Genomic DNA, 24,051 nt, shown 5'->3' with positions numbered 1-24,051 from the left:
TCTTCTAAACCGCCTTCAATGCAGGTTCGGTTGGGCGCCCTGGCCCTTTTCGTCGATCATGGCGCCAGTTCGGAAGCGGTCTAGGCGGAACCGTGCCGCTTCTTCATGCGACTCGTCGCGAGCCAGGAGGTGCGCAAAGACAAAACCGGACCCTGGCGTCGCCTTGAAGCCGCCATAGCACCAGCCCGCGTTGAGATAGAGCCCGTCGACGGGCGTCTTGTCGATGATCGGTGAACCGTCCATCGACATGTCCATGATGCCGCCCCACTGGCGCAGCAGGCGCACGCGGCCGATCATCGGCATCAGCGCCATGCCGCCCTCGCAGACGTCTTCCATCACAGGCATGTTGCCGCGCTGGGCGTAGGAATTGTAGCCGTCTATATCGCCGCCGAAGACGAGGCCGCCCTTGTCGGACTGGCTGACGTAGAAATGGCCGGCGCCGAAGGTCATGACGCCCGGGATGAGCGGCTTGATCGCCTCGGAGACGAAGGCCTGCAGCACATGGCTCTCGATCGGCAGGCGCAGGCCGGCCATTGCCGCGACGCGCGACGAGGAGCCGGCGACCGCCATGCCAACCTTTCCGGCGCCGATCTTGCCGCGCGACGTCTCGACGCCGGTCACCTTGCCATTGGCGTCTCTGACGAAGCCGGTGACTTCGCAATTCTGGATGATGTCGACGCCGAGTTCGCTCGCCGCATGCGCATAGCCCCAGACCACCGCATCGTGCCGCGCCGTGCCGCCGCGCCGCTGCAACAGCCCGCCTTGCACGGGAAAGCGCGCATTGTCGAAGTTCAGGAACGGGATCATCTTCCTGACGGCAGCGAGGTCGAGCAGTTCGGCGTCGATGCCGTTGATGCGCATAGTGTTGCCGCGCCGCGCATAGGCGTCGCGCTGCGCATCGGAATGGTAGAGGTTGATGACGCCGCGCTGGCTGACCATCGCATTATAGTTGAGGTCCTGCTCCATCCGCTCCCACAGCTTCATCGACAATTCGTAGAAGCCGGTGTTGCCGGGCAGACCGTAATTGGAGCGGATGATGGTGGTGTTGCGGCCGGCATTGCCGGAGCCGATCCAGCCTTTTTCGAGCACGGCGACATTCTTGATGCCGTACTCGCTGGCGAGGAACCAGGCGGTGGCCAGCCCGTGCCCACCGCCGCCGATGATCACCACGTCGTAGCGATCCTTCGGCGTGGCGTCGCGCCAGGTGCGCTGCCAGTTCTTGTGGCCGGACAGGGCGGCACGAGCGAGCGAGAAGATCGAATATTTCATCAGTTCATTCCGAGGTCGCTCGCGTCGCGCTGGTGGTCAAATATCCAGCGTGTGGTCGCGCTCCCATTGTGTGAAGTGCGAAGCATAGGAATTCCATTCCTGGTGCTTCAGCTTTAGGTAGGCCGACGAGAATTCCTCACCCAGCGCCGCCTTGAGCGATTTGTCCTTGTCGAACTCGCGCAAGGCGTCGAGCAGGTTGAGCGGCAGTTTTGGCGCGCCCTTTACCGTATGGCCATGCTGGTACATGTCGATGTCGTAGCGCTTGCCAGGATCGGCCTTCGAGCGAATGCCGTCGAGGCCGGCGGCGATGATGACCGCTTGCAGGAGATAGGGATTGGCGGCGCCATCCGGCAGCCGCAGCTCGAAGCGGCCGGGGCCGGGCACCCGCACCATGTGGGTGCGGTTGTTGCCGGTCCAGGTCACCGTGTTCGGTGCCCAGGTCGCGCCCGAAATGGTGCGCGGCGCGTTGATGCGCTTGTAGGAATTCACCGTCGGGTTGGTGATCGCGGCCAGTGCGGAGGCATGTTTCATGATGCCGCCGAGGAAATTCCTGCCCTTGGCCGACAGGCCGAGCTCCATCGAATTGTCGGCGAAGACGTTGGTCTTGCCGGCCTTGTCCCAGACCGAGATATGCGCATGGCAGCCATTGCCGGTCAGGCCCTGGAAGGGCTTCGGCATGAAGGTCGCGCGCAGGCCATGCTTTTCCGCGATCGACTTGACCATGAATTTGAAGAACGAGTGCTTGTCGGCGGTCGCCAGCGCGTCGTCGAAGGCCCAGTTCATCTCGAACTGGCCGTTGGCGTCCTCATGGTCGTTCTGATAGGCGCCCCAGCCGAGCGCCAGCATGTGGTCGCAGATCTCGGCGATGACGTCGTAGCGCCGCATCACCGCTTGCTGGTCGTAGCAGGGTTTTGAGGCCGTGTCGTATTCGTCGGAGATCGTCTTGCCGTCAGGCGAGATCAGGAAGAACTCGGCCTCGACGCCGGTCTTGACATGCATGCCGTCGCTGGCGGCTTCCGCGATCAGCCGCTTCAGTGTGTTGCGCGGCGCCTGGTTGACCTCCTTGTCGTCCATGATGCAGTTGGCCGCCACCCAGGCGACCTCAGGCTTCCACGGCAGCTGGATCACCGAATCCGGATCCGGCACCGCAAGCATGTCGGGATGCGCCGGCGTCAGGTCCAGCCAGGTGGCGAAACCGGCAAAGCCGGCGCCGTCCTTCTGCATGTCTGATATCGCCTGCGCCGGCACCAGCTTGGCACGCTGGCCACTGAACAGGTCAGTGTAGGAAATCATGAAATATTTGACGTTTTTCGCCCTTGCGAATTCAGCAAGATCAGTTGCCACGGTAGTTCCCCATTTTTATCGATTGTTGTTCCCGAGTATGCGGGAATCGGCCCTTCGTTGATCAGAAGCCGTTCTTCCCCGGTATCCAGTTGGTGCCGGCCAGCGGCACGCCGGCCATGGCGGCTGCCTCGATCGTCAGCGCGACCAGGTCCTCGGGTTCGAGATTGTGCAGGCTGTTCTTGCCGCACGCGCGGGCGATCGTTTGAGCCTCAAGGGTCATCACCTTGAGGTAGTTCGCCAGCCGGCGCCCGGCAGCCACCGGATCGACCCGCTTCATCAGTTCCGGATCCTGCGTGGTGATGCCGGCGGGGTCGCGCCCCTCGTGCCAATCGTCATAAGCGCCGGCGGTGGTGCCAAGCTCGTTGTACTCCGCCTCCCAGCGCGGATCGTTGTCGCCGAGCGCGACAAGGGCCGCCGTGCCGATCGAGACCGCGTCGACGCCGAGCGCCAGCGCCTTGGCGACATCGGCGCCGTTGCGAATGCCGCCGGAGACGATCAACTGCACCTTGCGGTGCATGCCGAGGTCCTGCAGCGCCTGCACGGCCGGCCTGATGCAGGCAAGCGTCGGCTGGCCGACATTTTCGATGAACACTTCCTGGGTGGCGGCGGTGCCGCCCTGCATGCCGTCGACGACAACGACATCGGCGCCGGCCTTCACGGCAAGCGCCGTGTCATAATAGGGGCGCGCGCCGCCGACCTTGACGTAGATCGGTTTTTCCCAGTCGGTGATTTCGCGCAATTCGAGGATCTTGATCTCGAGATCGTCGGGTCCGGTCCAGTCGGGGTGGCGTGAGGCCGAGCGCTGGTCGATGCCTTTCGGCAGCGTGCGCATTTCGGCGACACGATCCGAAATCTTCTGGCCAAGCAGCATGCCGCCGCCACCCGGCTTGGCGCCCTGGCCGACGACGACCTCGATCGCATCGGCGCGGCGCAGATCGCGCAGGTTCATGCCGTAGCGCGAGGGCAGATATTGATAGACCAGTTGCTTGGAATGGCCGCGCTCCTCCTCGGTCATGCCGCCGTCGCCCGTCGTGGTCGAGGTGCCCGACAGGGTAGCGCCGCGTCCGAGCGCTTCCTTGGCCGGACCCGACAGCGAGCCGAAGCTCATGCCGGCAATGGTGATCGGAATCTTCAACTCGATCGGCTTCTTGGCATGGCGAGAGCCGAGCACGACCGATGTGTCGCAGCGCTCGCGATAGCCTTCGAGCGGGTAACGCGAGATCGAGGCGCCGAGGAACAGTAGGTCGTCGAAATGCGGCAGCTTGCGCTTGGCGCCGGCGCCACGGATGTCATAGATGCCGGTCGCCGCGGCACGGCGGATCTCGGAAAGCGTGTAGTCGTCGAAGGTCGCGGATTTGCGCGGCGTCGTCGGCGGGTTCCTGTAGGTCATGCTGCCTCAATACGCGTCGGCGTTGTCGATATTGAAATTATAGAGGGTACGCGCCGAGCCGTAGCGCTTGAACTCCGACGGCTTGACGCCGGTGACGCCGGCGCGGTCGAGCAGGCCCTGCAGCAATTCCAGATGCTCGGTCCGCATTTCCTTGGCGATGCAGTCGGCGCCGAGGCTGTCGACCTTGCCGCGTACGAAGATCCGCGCCTCGTAGATGGAATCGCCGAGCGCATCGCCGGCATCGCCCAACACCACCAGATTGCCTGACTGCGCCATGAAGGCCGACATATGGCCGATATTTCCATGCACGACGATATCGATGCCCTTCATCGAAATGCCGCAGCGCGACGAGGCGTTGCCTTCGATGACCAGCAGGCCGCCCTTGCCGGTGGCGCCGGCATACTGGCTGGCGTCGCCTTTGATGGTGATCGAGCCCGACATCATGTTCTCGCCGACTCCAGGCCCTGCCGAGCCATGCACGGTAATGGTGCTGCCGGAATTCATGCCGCCGCAGTAATAGCCGACGCTGCCGCGCACATCGATGGCAACAGGCTGGTCGACGCCAACGGCCACCGAATGGCTGCCTTTCGGGTTCAGCACTTCCCATGCCGTTTCGTTCGAGCCGGGAGCCAGATTGTGCAGCGCCTGGTTGAGTTCGCGCAGCGACAACTGGTCGAGATCGAAGACCCGAGGGTCGTGTGCCGCGGTTTTTGAAAGCGTGGTTGCCGGCATGAACTCAATGCTCCCAGAAATAGACGGTTGCGGGCTCGGGTTCCCAGACCCTCGCATTGTCTATGCCGGGCAGTTTGGTCAGCGCGCGATATTCCGAGCCGAAGGCGACATATTGGTCGGTTTCGGCCATCACGGCTGGCTTGCAGGCAATCGGATCGCGCACCACGCCAAAGCCGTTCTTGGTGCCGACGACGAAGGTGAAGAAGCCGTCGAGGTCGGAGAGCGTGCCTTCCAGCGCCTCGCCGAGATTCTTGCCATGCGCCATCTGTGACGAGAGATAGGCGGCAGCGACTTCGGTGTCGTTCTCGGTTTCGAAGGTCATGCCTTCGCGGATCAGTTCGCGGCGGACATTGTTGTGGTTCGACAGCGAGCCATTGTGCACCAGGCACTGGTCGGCGCCGGTCGAGAACGGATGCGCGCCCATCGTCGTCACCGCCGATTCCGTCGCCATGCGGGTATGGCCGATGCCATGTGTGCCGGTCATCTTGCGGACATCGAAGCGATCGACGACAGCCTCGGGCAGGCCGACTTCCTTGTAGATCTCGACCACGTCGCCGGCGCCCATGATGCGGACGTCGGGGCGCAGCGCCTGGATGGTTTCGCGCGCTTCATCGATCTTCGCGGGGGTGGTCCTGACGACTGCATGGGTGGATTTCACCGCGATCGTCACCGGCGTGCCGATGGCCTTGGCGAGCTCCGCCTCGAGGCCGCGGAAATCGCGGTCGGGCTTGGCCGACTGGATGGTGATCTTGGCCTCATTCTTGGACGGCGCGCCATAGATGGCGATGCCGGCGCTATCGGGACCGCGATCGCTGAGCGAGATCAGCATCTGCGACAGCATCGCGCCAAGCTGGGGTTCCAGCGACTTGTCCTTCAAAAACAGTCCGACAATTCCACACATGTCAGCCTCCCGACGTTTTGTAGCTAAGAGATCGTTTGCAACTCTGAAATGATGTATCGAATGAGGTCCGCAAATTCAATCGTATGAAAAAAATATTCCTCTAGTTACCTATGCGTCTCAATGCCGCTCTGCCCACTATCGTTGCCTTGCCGGGCGTTGTGAACCCATTTGGCGGTGCGGATGCGGGCGAGCTTGTAGGCGTCCAGGATCGACAAAGCATAGATCAGGAAGCCGCCGGCGTGACGGCCGACGAAGCTGGCATCGGGCGGCGCGATCTTGGCCGTCACCCATGCCAGGATCACCATGAAGAAAAGGAATTGAAGGCCGCGCACCGGCACGCCCAGAATGACGTGCCCGCTTCCCGGCAGCACGATTGCGGCGCCGAGAACCAGATAGGGATTGGTGGGTGCAGTGGCGGAACTGGTCATGCGGCCTGCCGTTCGCTTTTGTTGATCGCGTCGCGAAGCGCCGACACCGACATCAGCAGCCTTTCGATCAGCGCGGGATCGAGTGCGGCGTCGCCGAATTCGGCCTGCCGGAAAACGCCATAGCGCGCCCGCTCGGCTTCGGCCAGAAGCCAGACGATGCGTATACCCTTGGGCGTGATCAGCAGTTCCTTGGCGCGCCCTTCGGAAAAGATCTCGATATGGCTGGCGATCAGGCCTTGCGGAAAGCGCGCCGCCCTGCGGTCGGTGCGCAGCACCGACTCGGCGGGAAATCCCGGAGCCTTGGGCAGCGTATGCTCGAGATGATCGAAATTGGAGAAGGTCGTCGGCGAGCCCGGCCGCATCATCATGTCGAAGGTGGCTGGTACCGCGACCTCTTCGGTGATCGAAACACTGAGCCAGCGCGCCGGCAGTTTGCGCGTCGCCAGCGTATCGACGATGGTGCGCACCTGGACACGTTTGCTGTTCCAGGATCCTTCCCAGGTGATGACGCCGGCGGTGCCATCCGAAACATTGGCAGCATCGGCGATGATTGTGCGGATGCGGTCCTGCTCGACGGCGAGCGCCATCGATGCCCTGCTGCGGCTGGCACGCGCTTGCCAGGCAAGGTGGAGAACGACAACCAGGACAATGGCCCCGGCCAGCAGTGCTGATGTCAGCTCGGACATTTTCTCATGCCAGGCCCGCCCGGGATCCGGACGGGCCTACTCCCATCAATAACCCTGCGGCTTTGGCCACGGCATGGTGAACTGGTCGCCGCGCCGCACGAATTTGTAACGGTAGAAGTGGAACCACAGCGAGATCAGGAAGTAGAAGGCGACCATGGCGATCAACTGCGAGCCGAAGCCGAGGAAGATTGCGAAGAAGGTCACCACGCACAGGCAGAACAGCACCATGGCCGGGATCGGATGGAAGGGGTGGGTGTAGCCTCGGCGGATCGAGCCCAGCGGCCACTTCTTGCGGAACATGATGATGTTGATGCTCATGAACGTGTATTGCAGCACCCCCGACAGGATCGAGAAGGTGATCGCCTGGTTGAGGTCGGCGATGAAGGCGAAGGCCAGCGCGATCGGCAGCAGGAACAGGATCGAGCGATAGGGCGTGCGATATTTCGGATGCACGGCCGAGAACCATGTCGGCAGATAGCGGTCACGGCCGAGCGAGAACCAGGCGCGCGCCGCATCGTTGATGCAGCCATTGGCCGACGCCAGCGCCGCCAGCAGCGTGGCGACGAACAACAGGTTCTCGAGCAGCGGGCTGCCGGTCAGCTTGCCGGCGTCCCACAGTGGATAGTAGGTGATGCCGAGATATTCCCAGGGCATCAGCGAGGCGCAGACATACCAGGTCATGGCCGCCGCGATCAAAAGCGTGATCATGCCGGCCATGGTGCCGTAAGGCAGCGAGCGGGCCGGGGAGCGCACTTCCTCGGCGGCCTGTGTGGTGCCTTCGATGCCGAGATAGTACCATATGCCGAACTGGAAGGCGGCGATGACGCCGATCCAGCCATAGGGAAGCGCATTGCCTGGGGTGACCAGTTCGTTCAGCTTCAGCACCGCGCCTTGCGTCCACGGGCTGACCGAAAAGAACAGGATGACGATCGAGATATAGGCGATCGCGGTGATGACGAAGTTGACGTTGAGCGTCATCAGCACGCCGCGATAGTTCAGCCACGCCAGCACGACGATGGTCGCGGCGATGAAGGAATTGTGGGTGAGCCCTTCGACGCCGGCCTTGGCGACGATGGTGTCGCCGAGCAGGATGGCGTCGGACACTTCGAGCATCGTGTAGGCAAAGACCAGGAACAGCGCGACGTTGAAGGCCATCAGCGGTCCGACGATGTGCTTTGCCTGCGCATACTGGCCGCCAGCGGCGGCCACGGTCGATGTCACCTCGGAATCGATCATCGCGACCGAGGTGTAGAGCAATCCGACGACCCAGCAGACGATGAGCGCGGCCAGCGCGCCACCCTTGTCCGCCGAGAAATTCCAGCCGGTGAATTCGCCGACCAGGACGATGCCGACGCCGAGCGCCCAGACATGGGCCGGTCCGAGCACGCGCAGGAGTGAAACTCTGTCCCCTTGGACAGCCGGGGCAGCCGGTTCGAGTGCGATCGTCATTGTTCAATCCTCACTCAGATCCGGTGTTTTTCGGAAGTGGCTTCCAGTTCGCCTTCGCGCGAGGAGGTCAGCACCTCTTCGGAGAAGGTCGTGTCGACCTTGAACCAGTCGTAGAGCATCCACAAAGCGAGCACGATCGAGATGCCCCAGCATGCGTAAGAGAGTGCCACCCACATGATCGTGTCCCCGAATTAAATCGTCCTCAGAACTCTTACTTGTCGTCGAATTTTTCGTTGATGACGTCGCGATATTCGCGGTCGGATGCGCGAAACAGGAAGACGAAATAGCCTATCAGCACCGCAGCCATTATGATCAGCGTCGGCCAGTCGATGACATAATGGAAGCGGTTCTGGATGATGTCGTGCGCGGTCTCGGGCGTGTAGCCGAGCTTTTCCCAGATCGAGGCCATGGTCGGGTTCTGGCCGAGCGCTTCCCACGTCTTGGCGTCGAGCGCGTCGATGGATTTCGCCGCACCGGCGAGGCCCAGTTTCAGCGGCAGCCACAGCGCCACGAAAATGGCGACGACGACGACGGCGATGTCGAAAACCTGCCCGGCCTTGCTCTGCTCCGGCGGCGTGTAGCGGGACATTTCTTCTACCCCTCAGGACTTGCGGTTGCGGAATGCGTCGGCGTTCTTGATGTCGAGCCCGTAGATGAATTCCTTGTCTTCCTTGTAGTGCTTGACCATCGCCAGGATGGCGGCCGTGTTGAAGATCAGCACGGCGGCGGCGGCGATCGCGACCACGGCCTTGATGCCGCTGTGCGGGATGTAGGGCCATGTCATGAGGAGAACGAAGAGGATCGTCGCCCACAGGCAGACGATCAGGAGCGCAGATCCGCGCACGTCGGAACGGTACAGCGCTTCGATGCGCTGTTGCATGTCTGACATCGGTTTTCCCCTTTTTCCAACGCCAGGCCCCGAATTGGCCGGCCGCTGCCCTCTTTCAAGAGAGTGAAATTTTTTTCATAAATTCAGTCCGAATCCCGCAATTGTCAAGCGCGATTTACGTGAGGTTAACTGTTTGCTTTGCGCGGTGGATTTTGCCTGGCAATGAAATTAATTGCTTATGGGTATTGCGGCGTCCTGGCGTTTGCGATCAATATTCGGTCAAAGCTCCCGCCACTGCGCAGGGGGCAGGGAACAGCAGAGCATTATCGAAACGGAGGACGAGCGGATGACGGCATCCTGGAGATTTTCGACCCTGGCGGATCGCCACCGAGCGCTCGGTTCGAAGCTCGAAGACTGGAGCGGCATGGGAACCGCCTGGACCTACGACAAGGATGCCGACGAGGAGTACATCGCCATCCGCACCAAGGCTGGCCTGATGGATGTCTCCGGCCTCAAGAAGGTGCACATCACCGGGCCGCATGCTTCACACCTGATCGACCTGGCGACGACGCGCGACGTCGAAAAGATCTACCCCGGCAAGTCGGCCTATGCCTGCATGCTGAACGAGGCGGGAAAATTCACCGACGATTGCATCCTCTACCGCACCGGCCCCAATGCCTGGATGGTCGTGCATGGTTCGGGCACCGGCCATGAAGAATTGCAGCGGGCGGCTATGGGCCGCGACGTGTCGCTGCGCTTCGACGACAATCTGCACGATCTTTCGCTGCAGGGGCCAACCGCCGTCGACTATCTGGCCAAGCATGTGCCGGGCATTCGCGACCTCAACTATTTCCATCATATGCAGACGCAACTGTTCGGCTTGCCCGTCATGATCTCGCGCACCGGCTATACCGGCGAGCGCGGCTACGAAATCTTCTGCCGCGGCCAGGATGCCGGCACGATCTGGGACAGGATCCTCGACGAGGGCAAGAGCGCCGGCATCATTCCGTGCCGCTTCACCACCCTCGACATGCTGCGGGTGGAAAGCTACTTGCTGTTCTACCCCTACGACAATTCGCAGAAATACCCGTTCGAGAACGAAGGACCCGGCGACACGCTGTGGGAACTCGGCCTCGACTTCACCGTCAGCCCCGGAAAGACCGGCTTTCGCGGCGCCGAGGAGCATTATCGCCTCAAGGGTAAGGAGCGCTTCAAGATCTACGGCGTTCTGCTCGACGGCAAGGAGCCGGCCGATGAGGGTGCGCCGGTCTATCGCGACGGCAAGAAGGTGGGCGTGGTGACCTGCGCCATGTATTCGCCGCTGGTCGAGAAATCGATGGGCATCGCCCGCCTCGACGTCGACTGCGCGGTCAAGGACACCAAGCTCGAAATCCGCAACAGGAGCGGCGCCATCAAGGCCACCGCCCAGCCATTGCCATTCGACGATCCCAAGAAGACCAAGCGCACGGCGAAAGGTTGAGGCATAATCAACAGCGAGGGGTTCGAGCAATTCCAGGAAAAGTGTGAAACGGTTTTCCGTCCGGAATTGCGTCAAAGCAAAGAGATAGAGCGGTCCGCCGTTTCTATGAAACGGTGAAGCGCTCGAAGGCACGAAGACTTAAATGGCAGCCAAAAGCATCATCAGCCGGCCTGTTTACGGAACCTTGTCTCCGCAGCCCGGCAAGCATCATCTTTTTATCGCGGATGCGGAAGGGGCGCTGGCGATAGCGGAGATGGCCGGGAGGGCGCCGCCCGGGTTTTTCGACGACGCCGAAATCGTCTTCATTCCCGGGCCTGACGGCAAACACACCGCAGCCCTCGAAGCGCTGAGACCGGCGCAGTTTCATCTGTCGCCATCCTTCGCCAGCCTGCTGCCACGGCTTAGGCAGACACTGACCAATGCGCATATGGGCCTGCGCCTCTATCTCGCCGGCACTGAGGGCCTGATCGGCCAGGCGATGCAGGTGGCGCTTGAAGCCGGCATCGACCACACTTCGATCCAGACCGAGCACCGCGGTTCGCTGGCGCGGCGCATGCAATGCGTCCACTGCAAGGGCATCACCGAGAATGTGACGACGCAGCCGGCGACCTGCGCGCATTGCGGCCTGCTGCTTCTGGTGCGCGATCATTATTCCAGGCGCATCGCGGCGTTCCAGGGCGTCTGCATCAACGCCGAGGATCGCAGCGAGATTCCTCCGATGGAGGAGGTTTTCCGATGAGCGCCGGAACAACAAAACTCGATGTCGTCGTCAGCGACGTCGTCCCGGTCAACGACCTCGTCACCCGCTTCCATTTCCGCCGGCGCGACGGCGAGTTGCTGCCGACCTTTTCCGGCGGCGCCCATGTCGTGGTCGAGATGCGCGACGGCGAACGCACCAGGCTCAACCCCTATTCGCTGATGGGCTCGCCGCTCGACACGCGCGAATACACGATCTCGGTGCGCCGCGACGATGTCGGCCGCGGCGGCTCGCTGTTCATGCACCGGAACGTCAAGCCCAGCATGGAGATGGTGGTCAGCTATCCCGTCAATCTGTTCTCGCTCGACCTGCGCGCCAAAAAGCATCTGATGCTGGCCGGCGGCATCGGCATCACGCCGTTCATGGCGCAGACCGCTCAGCTTGCGGCGGAAGGCGGCAATTTCGAACTGCACTACACCTGCCGCACCGCATCGCTCGGCACCTACGCCGATGTGCTGCGCGAGCGCTACGACCGACGGGTCAGGCTCTATCATGACGACCTTGACGAGCGCATCGAACTCGACCGGCTGCTGTCGACGCAGCCGCTCGGCACGCATCTCTATGTCTGCGGCCCGGCCGGCATGATCAACTGGGTGCGTGATCGCGCGGCAAGCCTCGGTTGGCCATCGGAAACCGTGCATTTCGAGCATTTCGCGGCCCCCCAGCCTGGCCTGCCTTTCGACGTGACGCTTGCCGTCAGCGGCAAGACGATCCGCGTCGATGAGCAGCAGAGCCTGCTGGAAGCGATCGAAGCGGCCGGCGTCGATCCGCCCTATCTCTGCCGCGGCGGCGTCTGCGGCCAGTGCGAAACCAACGTCATCTCTTGCGACGGCAAGTTCATCCACAACGACCACTGGCTGAGCGAGGAAGAGCACCGTTCGGGCAAGAAGATCATGCCGTGCGTGTCGCGCTTCGAGGGCCGGTCGCTGGTCCTCGAGCGCTAGGAGGAAATCATGGGCATCACCTTTCGCAAGGAAACGTTCCGCGACGACTTCACCTTCAGGAACAGCCCTGAGCACATCAGGCGCTTCCCGTTTCCGTTCCACGAAGACGCCTACATGTATGCGGTCAACATCGAGCCGCATGTCGTCGGCCCCAAGGGCAGCGTGCTGGAAAACCTGATCGACGTCGACGAGCACTATGTCGCCGAGATGCAGGACCGCGCGCTGGTGCTGGCCGAGGACCCGCTGCGCTGCCAGTCGCTGCCGCACATGACGCTGGCCGGTTGGGACTTGCTGGAACTGCTGATGGAGCAGCAGGCGCTGGGCTATCCCGAGCATTTCACGCTGACCCGCGACGGCGACCGCTGGCGCTGGATCAACCGGCCGCTCGGCATCGACGACACCTTCACCTTCGGCGACACCTCGACGCTGCCTTACGGCCCGATGGAGTACATCACCCGCCAGAGCCAGGGCGACTTCTGCATCCTCGACCAGCGCGACGGCAATCTGTGGATGGATGCCGGCATGGTCACCACCCAAGCCGACTGGTCGCTCGATTTCGACATCGGCATGAACTTTTTCGAATGGCACGCGCCGGTGCCGCTGGCGCATGAGAAGGGGATTTTTGTCAGGGCGCTGAAATTCCTCACCAACATCCAGCAAGGCAAGCCGGCAAGGCGCCTGAACTGGACGATGACCATCAATCCGCGCCTCGACACCAGCCCCGAAAACTATCACAAATGGGGACCGGACCGGGCTACGGTGACGCCGGAAAATGTCGGCGACAAAGTGCATCTGCGCGTCGAGCTGCAGAGTTTTTGGCGCCTGCCGCGCTCGAACGGCATCGTCTTTCCGATCCGCTGCTATCTGATCAAGATGGATGAGCTGGTGACGCAACCAAAATGGGCCCGGCGCCTGCACCGCGTCATCCGCGACCTTCCCGACGAACTCGCCAACTACAAGGGCCTGACCCGGTATAGGTCAACGTTGGTCGAGTGGCTGTCGAAGCTCGACGACGGCAGCCCGACGAGCCCTGGGTTCGGGCCGGATTGAGCGACGCCCGCGAAGCTGCCGATCTCCCCCTCGTGGGGAGATCGAGTCCCGCTCAACCCGCGCTCTGCGGATAGCAGATAATCGACAAATACCGCATCGGCAGTTTCGTCAGCTGTTCCGGCCCGTGCGGCGCGTCGGCGTCGAAGAACAGGCTGTCGCCGGGCTTCATCGGGTAGAGATTGCTGCTGTGCCGGTAAACGACCTCGCCCTCGAGCATATAGAGGAACTCCATGCCCTCATGCTGGAAGGTCGGAAACACGTCGGAATCCTCGGTCAGCGTGATCAAATAGGGCTCGACGACGACGCCGCTGGTATTGGAGCCGATATGGCCGAGCAGATTGTACTGGTGACCGGCGCGCGTGCCGCGGCGCTCGACATCGAGGCCTTGGCCGGCCTTGACGAAAACGGCGCTGCGCTCTTCCTCGAAGCGGCGGAAGAAGGCTGTCACCGGGACGCCGAGCGCCCGCGACAGCGCCTGCAAGGTGGTCAGTGACGGCGAGGTGATGCCATTCTCGATCTTCGACAGCATGCCCAGCGAAATGTCGGTGGCGACCGCCAGATCGGCGACGGTGATGCCGAGCTTCTTGCGGAAGGCGCGCACCTCGCGGCCGATCGCCACCTCCAGCACCTTTTCGCGCGTGTCGCGAATGGCATGCGGGTTCTGCGTCAGCGGCGCGCGGATGGTTTTCCCGTCGGCCGAGACCTTTGGCTGCGGCTTGGCCTTTGCACCGGCTGGACCAGCCTTGGAATCGGAAACCTTCTTCGCCATGTCGCCCCCGGCACTCCTGCGGATTTATTTCACTCTAGGTGAACATGTCAGGTGCCGATACAGCAGCGCAACTGCGACGGCAAGTCGCCTGAAAGCGCATGCGCACGATCCGGCGTTTGGCCGCGTCCGGTTTTTTGCGGGAAATCCACATCGGCGGAACGTTGTTTCCGCACCGGGCTGTTGACAGCACGAAAGGGCCAATTACTGTCCCTGTGAGTGAAATTTGTTTCGTAAGAGCAATTCCGGGAAAAGCGCATAGCGCTTTCCCCTTGGGAGTTGCGTCAAGGCAAAAGTCGAAACCAGATCGGGAGGCCTGCCATGAAAAGTCGCGTTGCCGTCATCGGAGCCGGCCCATCCGGCCTGGCACAGCTCAGGGCCTTCAAATCGGCGGCCGACAAGGGCGCCGACATTCCCGAGATCGTCTGCTTCGAAAAGCAGTCGGACTGGGGCGGCCTGTGGAACTACACCTGGCGCACCGGTCTCGACGAGCATGGCGATCCGGTGCACGGTTCCATGTATCGCTATCTCTGGTCGAACGGACCAAAGGAATGCCTGGAATTCGCCGACTATACTTTCGAGGAGCACTTCGGCCGGCCGATCGGCTCCTATCCGCCGCGCGCCGTGCTGTGGGACTACATCAAGGGGCGCGTCGAGAAATCAGGCCTGCGCAAATGGGTGCGCTTCAACAGCCCGGTGCGCATGGTGACGTTTTCGGACGAGACGAAGAAATTCACCGTCACCGCGCATGACCGCACCAACGACGTCACTTATTCCGAAGAGTTCGACAATGTCGTCGTCGCCTCCGGGCATTTCTCGGTACCCAACGTGCCCTATTTCGAGGGTTTCTCCACCTTCAATGGCCGCATCCTGCACAGCCATGATTTCCGCGACGCGATGGAGTTCAAGGGCAAGGATATCCTGATCATCGGCCGCTCCTATTCGGCCGAGGACATCGGCTCGCAATGCTACAAATACGGCGCCAAATCCATCACCTCCAGCTACCGCTCCAAGCCAATGGGCTTCAAATGGCCGGACAATTGGAAAGAGGTGCCGCTGCTGCAGAAGGTCGTCGGCAAGACCGCGCATTTCAAGGATGGCACGACCAAGGATGTCGACGCCATCATCCTGTGCACCGGGTACCTGCATTCCTTCCCCTTCCTGACCGACGATCTGAAGCTCAAGACAGCCAACCGCATGTGGCCGCTCGACCTCTATGAAGGCGTCGTCTGGGAGAAGAACCCACAGCTTTCCTATATCGGCATGCAGGATCAGTTCTACACCTTCAATATGTTCGACGCGCAGGCCTGGTTTGCCCGCGACGTCATCATGGGCCGCATCAAGCTGCCCTCGGCCGAGGCGATGGCCGCTCACGGCGCGAAGTGGCGCGCGCGTGAGGAAACGCTGGAAGACGCCGAGCAGATGATCTGGTTCCAGGGCGACTACACCAAGGAATTGATGGACCAGACCGATTATCCCGGTTTCGACGTCGAGGCGGTCAACCAGACCTTCATGGAATGGGAACACCACAAGGGCGAAGACATTATGAGCTTCCGCGACCACGCCTACCGCTCGCTGATGACCGGCACCATGGCGCCGCTGCATCATACGCCGTGGCTGCAGGCGCTCGATGATTCGATGGAGAGCTATCTCGAGGTGAAGGGCGTTGCGGCGGAATAACGAGTGGGCTTGCCGTCAGGCCGGCGCCTCGACCCAGCCGTGGCGACTCTCGCCATAAACAGACTGCGTCGGCGCCGGAAATGCCGGGTCTCCGAAGCAGCCGACTGCGACGGCTACCGCCGCCGGTTTTCGTGACGGATACCAGAAGACCGTTGAGCCGCACGTTCCGCAGAAATGGAAGGTGACGGGAAAGCCGCTGTCGGAATCGCGTTGGAATGTCTGGAATGAGCCGCTGATGTCGGTCTCGGCGGCATCGAAGAAAGCGGCGATCCCGAACGGACTGCCGGTCCGCCGCTGACAGTCCAGGCAATGGCAAAGCGAGACCTTGGCCGGCTCTTGCGGGCAGCGGATCTGCAATTGGCCGCAGGTGCAGTGAGCGATCCGGCCAGTCATCATTCTCTCCTGTGTCGGGGCGGCTAATCCTAACCCAGCCTTGCGCGCGCCTTCGCCGTCCAGGCGCTGAACAGCCGGTCGGCGACGATGCCGATGAAGGCGATGGCGAGACCGGCGACGATGCCGCGGCCGGAATCGGCTTTGGACAGTGCGATGAACACTTCCTGGCCTAGATCGCGGGTGCCGACCATGGCGCAGATGATGATCATTGCCAGCGCCATCAGGATCGTCTGGTTGACGCCCAGCATGATTTCCGGCAGCGCCAGCGGCAGTTGCACGCGAAAGAAGGTCTGGCGCGGCGTGCAGCCCGAAACCTTGGCCGCCTCGATCAGCGCCGGCGGCACCTGCCTGATGCCGTGATTGGTGTAGCGGATCGCCGGCACCACGGCGAAGGCGATCGTCGCGATCATCGCGGTGACGTCGCCGACCCGAAACAGCATCACCACCGGGATGATGAAGCAGAAGGATGGCAGCACCTGCATCGTATCGATGACCGGCGTGACGATCTTCTCGAACCGGTCGCTGCGTGAAGCCATCAGCCCGATCGGGATGCCGATCAGGCAGGCGATGAAGGCCGAGATACCGCAGAGATAGACCGTCGCCATGGTCTTTTCCCACAGGCCGGTGATGGCGCAGAAGGTGGTCAGCGCGGCGACGAGGACGGCGAGACGCAGGCCGGAGAGTTGATAGCCGGCAAGGCCGAGCAGGAAGACAGCGCCGAGCCACGGAAAGCCCTCGCAAAAGGCGCGCAGCGGGTTCAGCAGATTGAGGATGAGCGCCACGCGAAACGCTTCGATCGTGTCGAAGAAATTGATGGTCACCCAGTTCACCGCCGCCTTCCACAGCGGCGCCGTGGTGAAAGTGATCGCTTTCGGCACCACTGCCAAGGCCGGCACGAACAGGCCGAGCAGTGTTGTCACGACAAGGATGGCGATGGCCAGCGTCAGGTTGGGGTAGCGCCGCCAGAGGCTCGGGCTTACCTCCTGATGGACATGGCCCTTTGCTTGGCTGTGCGCGATGGCCTGGCTCAGCCGGTCGAGTGCGATGGCGAGTGCCACAATGGCAAGGCCGGCTTCCATCGCCTCGCCGACCTTCAGCGCGCGTAGCGCCAGGAGCACGTCGTAGCCGAGGCCGCCGGCACCGATCATCGAAGCGATGATCACCATGTTCAGCGCCAGCATGATGACCTGGTTGACGCCGACCATCAATGTCGGCCGCGCCGACGGCAGCAGCACCCGCCACAGTTTCTGCTGCGCCGTGCAGCCGGCCATTTCGCTGAAATCGTCGATCTCCGACGGCACCCGCGATAGGCCGAGCATCGTTGCTCGCACCATCGGCGGGGTGGCGAAGATGGCGGTCGCAATCATCGCCGAGACCGGGCTGTTGCCGAACAGCAGCAGCATTGGGATGAGATAGGCGAAGGTCGGGATCGTCTGCATCAGGTCAAGGGCAGGGGAGACGATGAGCCTTTCGGCCCACGGCTTGCGCCACGCCCAGATGCCGGCGAACAGCCCGGTGACGATGCAGAACGGCACGGCGATGGAGATCAGCCCAAGCGTCAGCATGGCGCTGGTCCATTGGCCGAACAGCGCGATATAGAGAAAACAGCCGCCGACCAGCAGGCCGAGCTTTCTGCCGCCGGCTGCATGCCCCGCGATGAAGGCGGCAGCGCAGACGCCGACCCAGGACAGCCGCGGCAGGACATAGGCTTCTGCGCCGTGACCGATCTTGAAATTCTTGGCCAGCAGATTGAGCGCGAAATCGAGCGGAACGCCGAGCACAGCGGTGATCGAGCGGGTGAGCCACGACAGGTTCGACTTGATCCAGCGCATCAGCGCGCTGATCCAATCGGCGACCGGCACGACGGCGCTGGCCGGATAATTGACCGCCCAGGGCAGGTGGTCTTGCAACAGGAACACGACAAGCACGGCCGCGAGTGCCACCGCCCAGACGAGCAGCCAGACCTGAACCGGGCGCGACCGTGTTTCGCCGGCGCTTGCCGTCACCGTCATGTGCCGGCTCCGGAACGCTCAATGCCGGCCAGCAGATCGATCACCGCTTGCGGCGTCACCTCGCCGATCGGCTTGCCGCTGCCGTTGACGACCGCGAACGGCTTGTTGGCGGCAACGATGCTGGCGGAAAAGCTGGATATCTTGGCCTCCGGCGCCACCGTTCCGCCGTGCTCCGAGCCGTCGCAGGCGCGCATGAGGCTGCGTGCCGAGATCACCTTGGCGCGGTCGACGTCGCGGGTGAACTCGGCGACGTAATCGGTCGCCGGATTGACCACCAGTTCCTCCGGCGTGCCGATCTGGATGACCTCGCCATCCTTCATGATGGCGATGCGGTCGGCCAGCCGGATGGCCTCGTCGAAATCATGGGTGATGAAGACGATGGTCTTGTGCAGCATCATCTGCAGCCGCATCAGCTCGTCCTGCATCTCGCGGCGGATCAGCGGATCGAGCGCCGAGAACGGCTCGTCGAGGAACCAGATTTCCGGTTTTGTCGCCAGGCTGCGGGCGATGCCGACACGCTGCTGCTGACCGCCGGACAGTTCGCGCGGATAGAAATGCTCGCGACCCCTTAAGCCGACAAGCTCGATGACCTCGCGCGCCCTTGCTTCGCGTGTCGCCCGGTCCTGCCCCTGGATGCTGAGCGGGAAGGCGATGTTCTCCAGCACGTTGAGATGCGGCAACAGCGCAAAATTTTGGAACACCATGCCCATGCGGTGTCGTCGCAATTCGATGAGTGCTGCATCGGAGATTTTCAGCAGGTCATTGCCCTCGAATTCGACCTTGCCGTGGGTCGGCTCGACCAGCCTCGACATGCAGCGCACCAGCGTCGACTTGCCGGAGCCCGACAGGCCCATGATGATGAAAATCTCGCCCTGGCGGATTTCAAGGTCGACGGCGCGCACCGCGCCGACCAGCCCGGCAGCCGTGACGTCGGCCATGCTGGCCTTGCCGTCACGTTCACGGATGAAATTGGCCGCGTTCGATCCGAACAATTTCCAGACATTGCGGCAGGCAAGCTTTACCGGACGGGCGTCTTTTGGCGCGCCCGCCGTGTTTGGCTCCTGTTCAGTCCTGTCCGTCATTCGAACGTCCCTCTGGAATATCAACAAGTGAGGCCCGGCTGGTCAGCAGCCGGGTCTCATTTTTCCAGTCGGAACGATCACTGCGCCCAGGCTTTCCAGTCGGCCTCGTGGGCGGCGATCCAGGCAGCTGCGACGTCTTCCGGTGTCTTGCCGCCGAGATCGATCTCGCCGCTCATCTTGTTGAGCTCATCGGTGTCAATCGTGTAGGCCTTGGCCACCTTGTAGGCGACCGGCCATTTGTCCTTCATGCCGGACCAGGAGTATTTCCAGATCTCGCCATGCGGCTTGCCGCAGTCATATTTGGCGTCGGGGTTCACGCCCCATTTCGGGTCGTTGTAGCACTCGGGCGTGTATTCCGGGAATTCAACCCACTCGCCCTTGTACTTGGCCGGCGCCCAATGCGGCGAATAGATCCACAGCATGATCGGCGCCTTGCGCTGATAGGCGGAATCGAGCTCGGCGAACATCGCCGCGTCGGTGCCGGCATGGATGACGGTGAAGGGCAGTTTCAGCGCCTCGACGCGCTCGTCGTCAAAGCCTTCCCATGTCACCGGGCCGCCGAGATAGCGTCCCTTCGGTGCGGTCTCCGCCGTCGAGAAGGCTTCGGCGCATTTCGGGTCCTTCAGCGCTTCCCAATTGGGCAGGCCCGGGCATTTCTCCTTCATGTATTCCGGAAACCACCACTCTTCCTTGGCCTTGGGTCCGAGCTTACCCAGCCGTTCGGTCTGGCCGGTCGCATCGGAGGCCTTCATGGCTTCGCCGGCGGTCGTGTCCCAGAACTCCAGGCCGACATCAAGATCGCCATTGGTGAGGCCCGTGGTCAGGCTGGAGAGGTAGTCGGCCGTGGGATACTCGACGGTATAGCCGAGCTTTTCCAGGATACCGCCGAGGATCTTGGCGTTCAGATTGACGCTGGTCCAGTCGAACAGCGCGATCTTGATCGGATCGTTGGATTCTGGTGCGGCGGCTTGGGCGGAAGGTGTCAGTGCACTCGCCGCGGCGAGTGCGAAGGTTCCCATTGTTAAGGTCGAAATCACACTGCGAAGTGACATGCTTGTTCTCCTTCAAGCTGTGAAAATTATCGTTCGTTCCCTTCTTGCGGCTTTTCTTGATTGTGTTGGAAAGGCTGGTCTTTGCGCAAGGCCGTCGGCGCCAGATTGTTGCCCCGGCTTTGGCCGGCGCAGGCAAGATGGTGCTCAATTCTAGTGATGATGGAACAGGGCTGCAGTGTCGGCGTCATGGTTGCCGACGGATCGCTGCGGGGGCGGTCATCTGCGGATCGATTGCCAGTCTTGCGGCGCCTTGCAAGGTGCGAGCCATCAAGGTCTCATGTTCTCGGCTGTCGACCCGGCAAGCGCCATCTCGCCAAGCCAGTTTCATGGGATGAAATTATATATATCAAGGTTCATGTCGCGCAACGACTAACACCGCGCGAGGCGTATAAATTCAGACTGCAGGCGAAGTTGAACCTCTACCAGCAGACGTAGCCGCCATCGACAATCAGGTCGAGGCCGGTGACGAAGCTCGCTGCGCGGCTGGCCAGGAACACCGTCGGTCCGACCATTTCCTCCGGCGCCGCCATCCGCCCCATCGGCGTGTCGCGCTTGAAGATCTTCACCTCTTCGGCCACCTCAGGCCGCTTGTTCATCGGCGTCAGTGTGTAGCCCGGGCTGACGACATTGACGCGCAGGCCGCGATCGGCCCACTCCATGGCGAGACTCCTGGACATGTGGATGACGGCGGCCTTCGAAGAGTTGTAGTGCGCCTGCGTCAGGCCCCGGTTGACGATGGTGCCTGACATCGAGGCGATGTTGATGATCGAGCCCTTGCCTCGCACCAGCATCTTGCGCGCTTCGGCCTGACAGGACAGGAACACGCCGGCGACATTGACCTCGTGCACCTTCTGCCACGTCTCCAGCGGCATGGTCTCGGCGGGTTCGGAGCCGGCAATGCCGGCATTGTTGACCGCAACGGTCAGCGCACCGAGTTCGCTCTCGACTCGATCGATCGCCGCCGCCAGATCGCTCTGCGATGTCACTGTACCGTTCAGCACCAGCGCCTTGCGGCCGAGTGCCGTGATCCGGTGCGCCGTTTCATCCAGCCCACCTTTCGACGCATGACCAAAACAGGCGATGTCGGCGCCTGCCTCGGCCAGCCCGATCGCGATGGCCTGGCCGATGCCGCTGCCGGCGCCGGTGACCAGCGCGACATCGCCATCCAGCTTGAAAAGATCCATCGAGTGTCCTCCCTGTCCCAGGGAAGGGTATGCGCTGACCCGTGCTTCGATCAAGCGCCCGCGCGCAAGCGGCGTCGATGCCTAGAAATAACCGCTCGACGCGGCCGTGGCTTCCTTCGGGATTTCGACGCCATCGACCAGGATCTTGTCGACCAGCTCGTGGTGGAAACAGACCAGCCCCTTGATGCGCTCCGCCTCGTGCACCGGCTCAGGATAATACCAGACGAGGTTCTCGTGACGCTTGGCCTCGGTCGTCACGTGATAATAGTTGGAGATGCCCTTGTAAGGACAGCGCGAGATGTAGCGGCTGGGCGCGAACATATCGAGCCGCGTGTCGGCGATTGGCAGATAGTGGCGCACCGGATGGCCGGTCTCGAACAGGAACACGCCGCGGCGTGAATCGGCGACCTGCTCACCATCGAGGATGACCTGCACGCGCCGCGACGACGGCAGGCAGTCGACGCGGCGGAAGGGATCGCGGGCGTGGACAAAGATCTCCTCGTCCTCCTCGAACCAGTGCCCCATCTTGCTCCAGGTGAACGACATGTAGTCCGATATCGGCGGACAGCCCTTGACCGGATCGAGATAGCGCCAGGCCGCGTCCTCGACCAGCGTGATGCCGGTGTTGAGCGAATAGTGGGTGGCTGTGCCCTTGAATGGGTCCTCTGTCGTGGTCTTGCTCGGCAGCAGGAACTCCTCGCGAACGTCGCCGATCGGAAAATAGTAGACCGGCAGATGATCGGATTCGTAGAACACCAAGGCGTTGGTCGTATCGGCCACGGTCATTGACCCCACCTGCACGCGCAGGCGCTTCTGCGTCGGCATGGTGAAGGCTATGTAGCCCGGCTCGAAGTCGTACTGCAAGATGCTGTCGAGCAGCGGAAAATGCGGCCCGCGGCCGCGCAGATGAGGCTTGCGAATGGTAGTCTCCCGTTTTGTTTCTTTTGTCATCGGGCGTTGAGGCACGATCAGCTCAGGGACACGCGATCGAGCAGCAGGCCGGCGGCGATCGGCGGCAAGCCGCTGACATTCTTGCGCACCGGCACCAGCAGATCGGGGAAATAGCTGAAGATGACAGGCGTCTCGTCGAGCAGCAGTTTCTGGATGTCGGAGGCGGCAGCGCGTTGCGCGCCGACATCGAGCGCCTTGAGATAGCTGGTGACCATGCCGTCATAGGCCGGGCTCTTGAAATGCGCCGCATTCCACGGACCGTCGCTGACCAGCGGGCTCTTCAGGAAGACGTTCGGCACGCTGCGATGGGCGTAGTCGGTGATGCCAAGTGGGCTGTCCAGCCAGTCCGACTGGCCGAACACCGCCTTGCCGTAATATTTGTCCTGGTCTTCGATGTTGAGCGAGATGCGGGCACCGATTTCCTTGGCGAAATTCTGGAACAATTGCGCGTAGCCGGGAATGTCGGAATAGCGCAGCGTCGTTAGCGTGATGTCGAAACCACTGGCAAGGCCCGCCGCCTCCAGCAACTGCTTGGCCTTGGCGATATCCTGGACGCGCTGCGGCACCGTCTTGTCGGTTGCGGGGAAAGCGGGTGCGAAGGGGCTGTCATTGCCGGTCGCCGCCATGCCGCGGCACAGCCCGTCGACCAGCTTGGAGCGGTCGATGCACAGCGCCAGCGCCTGGCGCACGCGCTTGTCGGTGAAGGGGCCGGTGTCGCAGCGCATGTGAAGCTGCCGGTGCGCGGTCGAAGCGACACGCAGCACCGTGATATCAGGACTGTTCAGCACCACCTGGCTTACATCGAGCGGAACGGCGTCGAGAATGTCGACCTCGCCGGCCTGCAGCGCCAGGATGCGCGGTTGCACGTCGCCGTAGAATTTGAATTCGAGCCGGTCAGGCAGCGCCTTCTCGCCCCAATAGTCGGTATTGCGGATGAAGGTCGCGCCGACCTTTGGCGTGTAGGTCTCCAGCCGGAATGGCCCGGTTCCTTCGAACGTCTTTTCGTAGTCGCCCTTGTAGCTCGCCGGCAGGATGACGGCGTTGTAATTGTCGATCGACACCGAATAGGGAAAGCTGCCATTCGGCGCATCGAGGTGGAAGGCGACGGTGGTCGTCGACCTTCCGGGTGCCGCCTTTCGACAGCAGCCCCTTGAACACGGAAAGTGCATTAGAAGCGCCGTTGGGGTCGGCCAGCCGGTCGAAGGTCGCGACGACGTCGTCGGCCTTGAAATCCTCGCCATTGTGGAATTTCACGCCCTTGCGCAGCTTGAACGTCCAGACGCTGCCGTCCTCGTTCGGCGCCCAGCTCTCCGCCAGCACCGGCTTCAAGGTGAGGTCCGGCTGCGTGATGCAGAGAAATTCGGCGGTCTGGAAAACCAGCTGATAGCTGCCGCTGCCATAATAGGTGACGGGATCGATGGCGCCGCCCGGCGTCGCCACGCCGGCGCGCACCGTGCCGCCCGGCTTGCCCTCCGCGCGTGCTTGCTGCGTGCCGAGGCCGGCGGCCGCGACAAGGCTGCCCAGGAACGGCAGTGAGAGACCAAGCACGCTGCCATGGCGCAGGAAGTCGCGGCGGTCCATCCTGCCGGCCAGCAATTCGTCGACAGCGGAATTTTCGATTGCAGTGAGCGTTCTGCGAGCGTTGTCGATCATCCGGAAATGCTTGGGCATG

Annotated in this window: 23 protein-coding genes and 1 pseudogene; 5 read left to right on the top strand and 19 right to left on the bottom strand. The window is 62.3% G+C overall.

Annotated elements, in window-relative coordinates; translation table 11 throughout:
• Positions 1-15: 15 nt before the first annotated feature.
• The 11 genes from A9K65_RS28260 to A9K65_RS28210 form a co-directional block, all read right to left on the bottom strand.
• The gene (locus tag A9K65_RS28260) at positions 16-1,269 is read right to left on the bottom strand and encodes a sarcosine oxidase subunit beta family protein (protein ID WP_013532907.1); all 1,254 of its coding nucleotides are present in this window, start codon (positions 1,267-1,269) and stop codon (positions 16-18) included.
• Positions 1,270-1,305: 36 nt separating this feature from the next.
• The gene (gene glnT, locus A9K65_RS28255; protein WP_064995086.1) at positions 1,306-2,613 is read right to left on the bottom strand and encodes a type III glutamate--ammonia ligase; all 1,308 of its coding nucleotides are present in this window, start codon (positions 2,611-2,613) and stop codon (positions 1,306-1,308) included.
• Between the two features lie 61 nt (positions 2,614-2,674).
• A complete protein-coding gene (locus A9K65_RS28250; RefSeq protein WP_010914750.1) occupies positions 2,675-4,003 on the bottom strand; it encodes a glutamate synthase-related protein in 1,329 nt (442 codons plus the stop codon).
• Positions 4,004-4,009: 6 nt separating this feature from the next.
• Positions 4,010-4,735 carry a GXGXG domain-containing protein gene (locus A9K65_RS28245; RefSeq protein WP_064995087.1) on the bottom strand — a complete coding sequence of 242 codons (726 nt, stop codon included), beginning with the start codon at positions 4,733-4,735 and terminating at the stop codon, positions 4,010-4,012.
• 4 nt (positions 4,736-4,739) lie between these two features.
• A complete protein-coding gene (locus tag A9K65_RS28240; RefSeq protein WP_064995088.1) occupies positions 4,740-5,636 on the bottom strand; it encodes a glutamine amidotransferase family protein in 897 nt (298 codons plus the stop codon).
• Between the two features lie 104 nt (positions 5,637-5,740).
• Positions 5,741-6,064 (bottom strand): hypothetical protein, encoded by a 324-nt coding sequence (locus tag A9K65_RS28235; protein WP_013532903.1) that lies wholly within the window; start codon positions 6,062-6,064, stop codon positions 5,741-5,743.
• On the bottom strand, positions 6,061-6,750 hold the full coding sequence (locus A9K65_RS28230; protein WP_064995089.1) for a hypothetical protein: 690 nt from the start codon (positions 6,748-6,750) through the stop codon (positions 6,061-6,063). Before A9K65_RS28230 ends, A9K65_RS28235 begins: the two co-directional genes overlap by 4 nt.
• 45 nt (positions 6,751-6,795) lie before the next feature.
• Positions 6,796-8,199 carry an amino acid permease gene (locus A9K65_RS28225; RefSeq protein ID WP_024502594.1) on the bottom strand — a complete coding sequence of 468 codons (1,404 nt, stop codon included), beginning with the start codon at positions 8,197-8,199 and terminating at the stop codon, positions 6,796-6,798.
• Positions 8,200-8,213: 14 nt separating this feature from the next.
• On the bottom strand, positions 8,214-8,375 hold the full coding sequence (locus tag A9K65_RS28220) for a hypothetical protein (protein ID WP_013532900.1): 162 nt from the start codon (positions 8,373-8,375) through the stop codon (positions 8,214-8,216).
• 35 nt (positions 8,376-8,410) lie between these two features.
• Positions 8,411-8,788, bottom strand: a complete 378-nt coding sequence (locus A9K65_RS28215) for a hypothetical protein (RefSeq protein WP_013532899.1) — start codon at positions 8,786-8,788, stop codon at positions 8,411-8,413.
• Between the two features lie 12 nt (positions 8,789-8,800).
• The gene (locus A9K65_RS28210) at positions 8,801-9,088 is read right to left on the bottom strand and encodes a hypothetical protein (protein WP_013532898.1); all 288 of its coding nucleotides are present in this window, start codon (positions 9,086-9,088) and stop codon (positions 8,801-8,803) included.
• 286 nt (positions 9,089-9,374) lie between these two features.
• On the opposite strand from A9K65_RS28210, the gene A9K65_RS28205 reads away from it, so the two are divergent.
• From A9K65_RS28205 to A9K65_RS28190, 4 genes are all read left to right on the top strand, one after another.
• On the top strand, positions 9,375-10,508 hold the full coding sequence (locus tag A9K65_RS28205; RefSeq protein ID WP_027163838.1) for an aminomethyltransferase family protein: 1,134 nt from the start codon (positions 9,375-9,377) through the stop codon (positions 10,506-10,508).
• A gap of 142 nt (positions 10,509-10,650) precedes the next feature.
• Positions 10,651-11,247 carry a dimethylamine monooxygenase subunit DmmA family protein gene (locus A9K65_RS28200; protein ID WP_063171623.1) on the top strand — a complete coding sequence of 199 codons (597 nt, stop codon included), beginning with the start codon at positions 10,651-10,653 and terminating at the stop codon, positions 11,245-11,247.
• Positions 11,244-12,209: a PDR/VanB family oxidoreductase gene (locus tag A9K65_RS28195; protein ID WP_064995090.1), complete on the top strand. Its 966-nt coding sequence runs from the start codon at positions 11,244-11,246 to the stop codon at positions 12,207-12,209. Before A9K65_RS28200 ends, A9K65_RS28195 begins: the two co-directional genes overlap by 4 nt.
• 9 nt (positions 12,210-12,218) lie before the next feature.
• Positions 12,219-13,259, top strand: a complete 1,041-nt coding sequence (locus A9K65_RS28190) for a DUF3445 domain-containing protein (RefSeq protein WP_024502597.1) — start codon at positions 12,219-12,221, stop codon at positions 13,257-13,259.
• Between the two features lie 52 nt (positions 13,260-13,311).
• Here A9K65_RS28190 and A9K65_RS28185 read toward each other — a convergent pair whose 3' ends face one another.
• On the bottom strand, positions 13,312-14,028 hold the full coding sequence (locus A9K65_RS28185) for an XRE family transcriptional regulator (protein WP_064995091.1): 717 nt from the start codon (positions 14,026-14,028) through the stop codon (positions 13,312-13,314).
• A gap of 318 nt (positions 14,029-14,346) precedes the next feature.
• Here A9K65_RS28185 and A9K65_RS28180 point away from each other — a divergent pair, with 318 nt between their 5' ends.
• Positions 14,347-15,705 carry an NAD(P)/FAD-dependent oxidoreductase gene (locus A9K65_RS28180; protein WP_064995092.1) on the top strand — a complete coding sequence of 453 codons (1,359 nt, stop codon included), beginning with the start codon at positions 14,347-14,349 and terminating at the stop codon, positions 15,703-15,705.
• 15 nt (positions 15,706-15,720) lie between these two features.
• Here A9K65_RS28180 and A9K65_RS28175 read toward each other — a convergent pair whose 3' ends face one another.
• From A9K65_RS28175 to A9K65_RS28145, 7 genes and pseudogenes are all read right to left on the bottom strand, one after another.
• Positions 15,721-16,098, bottom strand: a complete 378-nt coding sequence (locus A9K65_RS28175) for a GFA family protein (protein ID WP_064995192.1) — start codon at positions 16,096-16,098, stop codon at positions 15,721-15,723.
• Positions 16,099-16,127: 29 nt separating this feature from the next.
• Positions 16,128-18,110, bottom strand: a complete 1,983-nt coding sequence (locus A9K65_RS28170) for an ABC transporter permease subunit (protein WP_064995093.1) — start codon at positions 18,108-18,110, stop codon at positions 16,128-16,130.
• A complete protein-coding gene (locus A9K65_RS28165) occupies positions 18,107-19,192 on the bottom strand; it encodes a glycine betaine/L-proline ABC transporter ATP-binding protein (protein ID WP_013532889.1) in 1,086 nt (361 codons plus the stop codon). The genes A9K65_RS28170 and A9K65_RS28165 overlap by 4 nt, the downstream gene beginning before the upstream one ends.
• A 77-nt stretch (positions 19,193-19,269) precedes the next feature.
• Positions 19,270-20,244 carry an ABC transporter substrate-binding protein gene (locus A9K65_RS28160; RefSeq protein ID WP_064995094.1) on the bottom strand — a complete coding sequence of 325 codons (975 nt, stop codon included), beginning with the start codon at positions 20,242-20,244 and terminating at the stop codon, positions 19,270-19,272.
• A gap of 419 nt (positions 20,245-20,663) precedes the next feature.
• The gene (locus tag A9K65_RS28155) at positions 20,664-21,428 is read right to left on the bottom strand and encodes an SDR family oxidoreductase (protein WP_013532887.1); all 765 of its coding nucleotides are present in this window, start codon (positions 21,426-21,428) and stop codon (positions 20,664-20,666) included.
• Positions 21,429-21,509: 81 nt separating this feature from the next.
• Entirely contained in the window at positions 21,510-22,400 is an 891-nt protein-coding gene (locus A9K65_RS28150) for a DUF427 domain-containing protein (protein ID WP_198327669.1), read from the bottom strand.
• Positions 22,397-24,050, bottom strand: a pseudogene (locus A9K65_RS28145) (ABC transporter substrate-binding protein). Before A9K65_RS28145 ends, A9K65_RS28150 begins: the two are co-directional and overlap by 4 nt.
• Position 24,051: the final 1 nt, after the last annotated feature.

The sequence above is a fragment of the Mesorhizobium sp. WSM1497 genome (genome assembly GCF_001672455.2).
Classification (GTDB): Bacteria; Pseudomonadota; Alphaproteobacteria; order Rhizobiales; family Rhizobiaceae; genus Mesorhizobium; species Mesorhizobium ciceri.
This window is presented reverse-complemented; position numbering and strand designations above follow the sequence as displayed.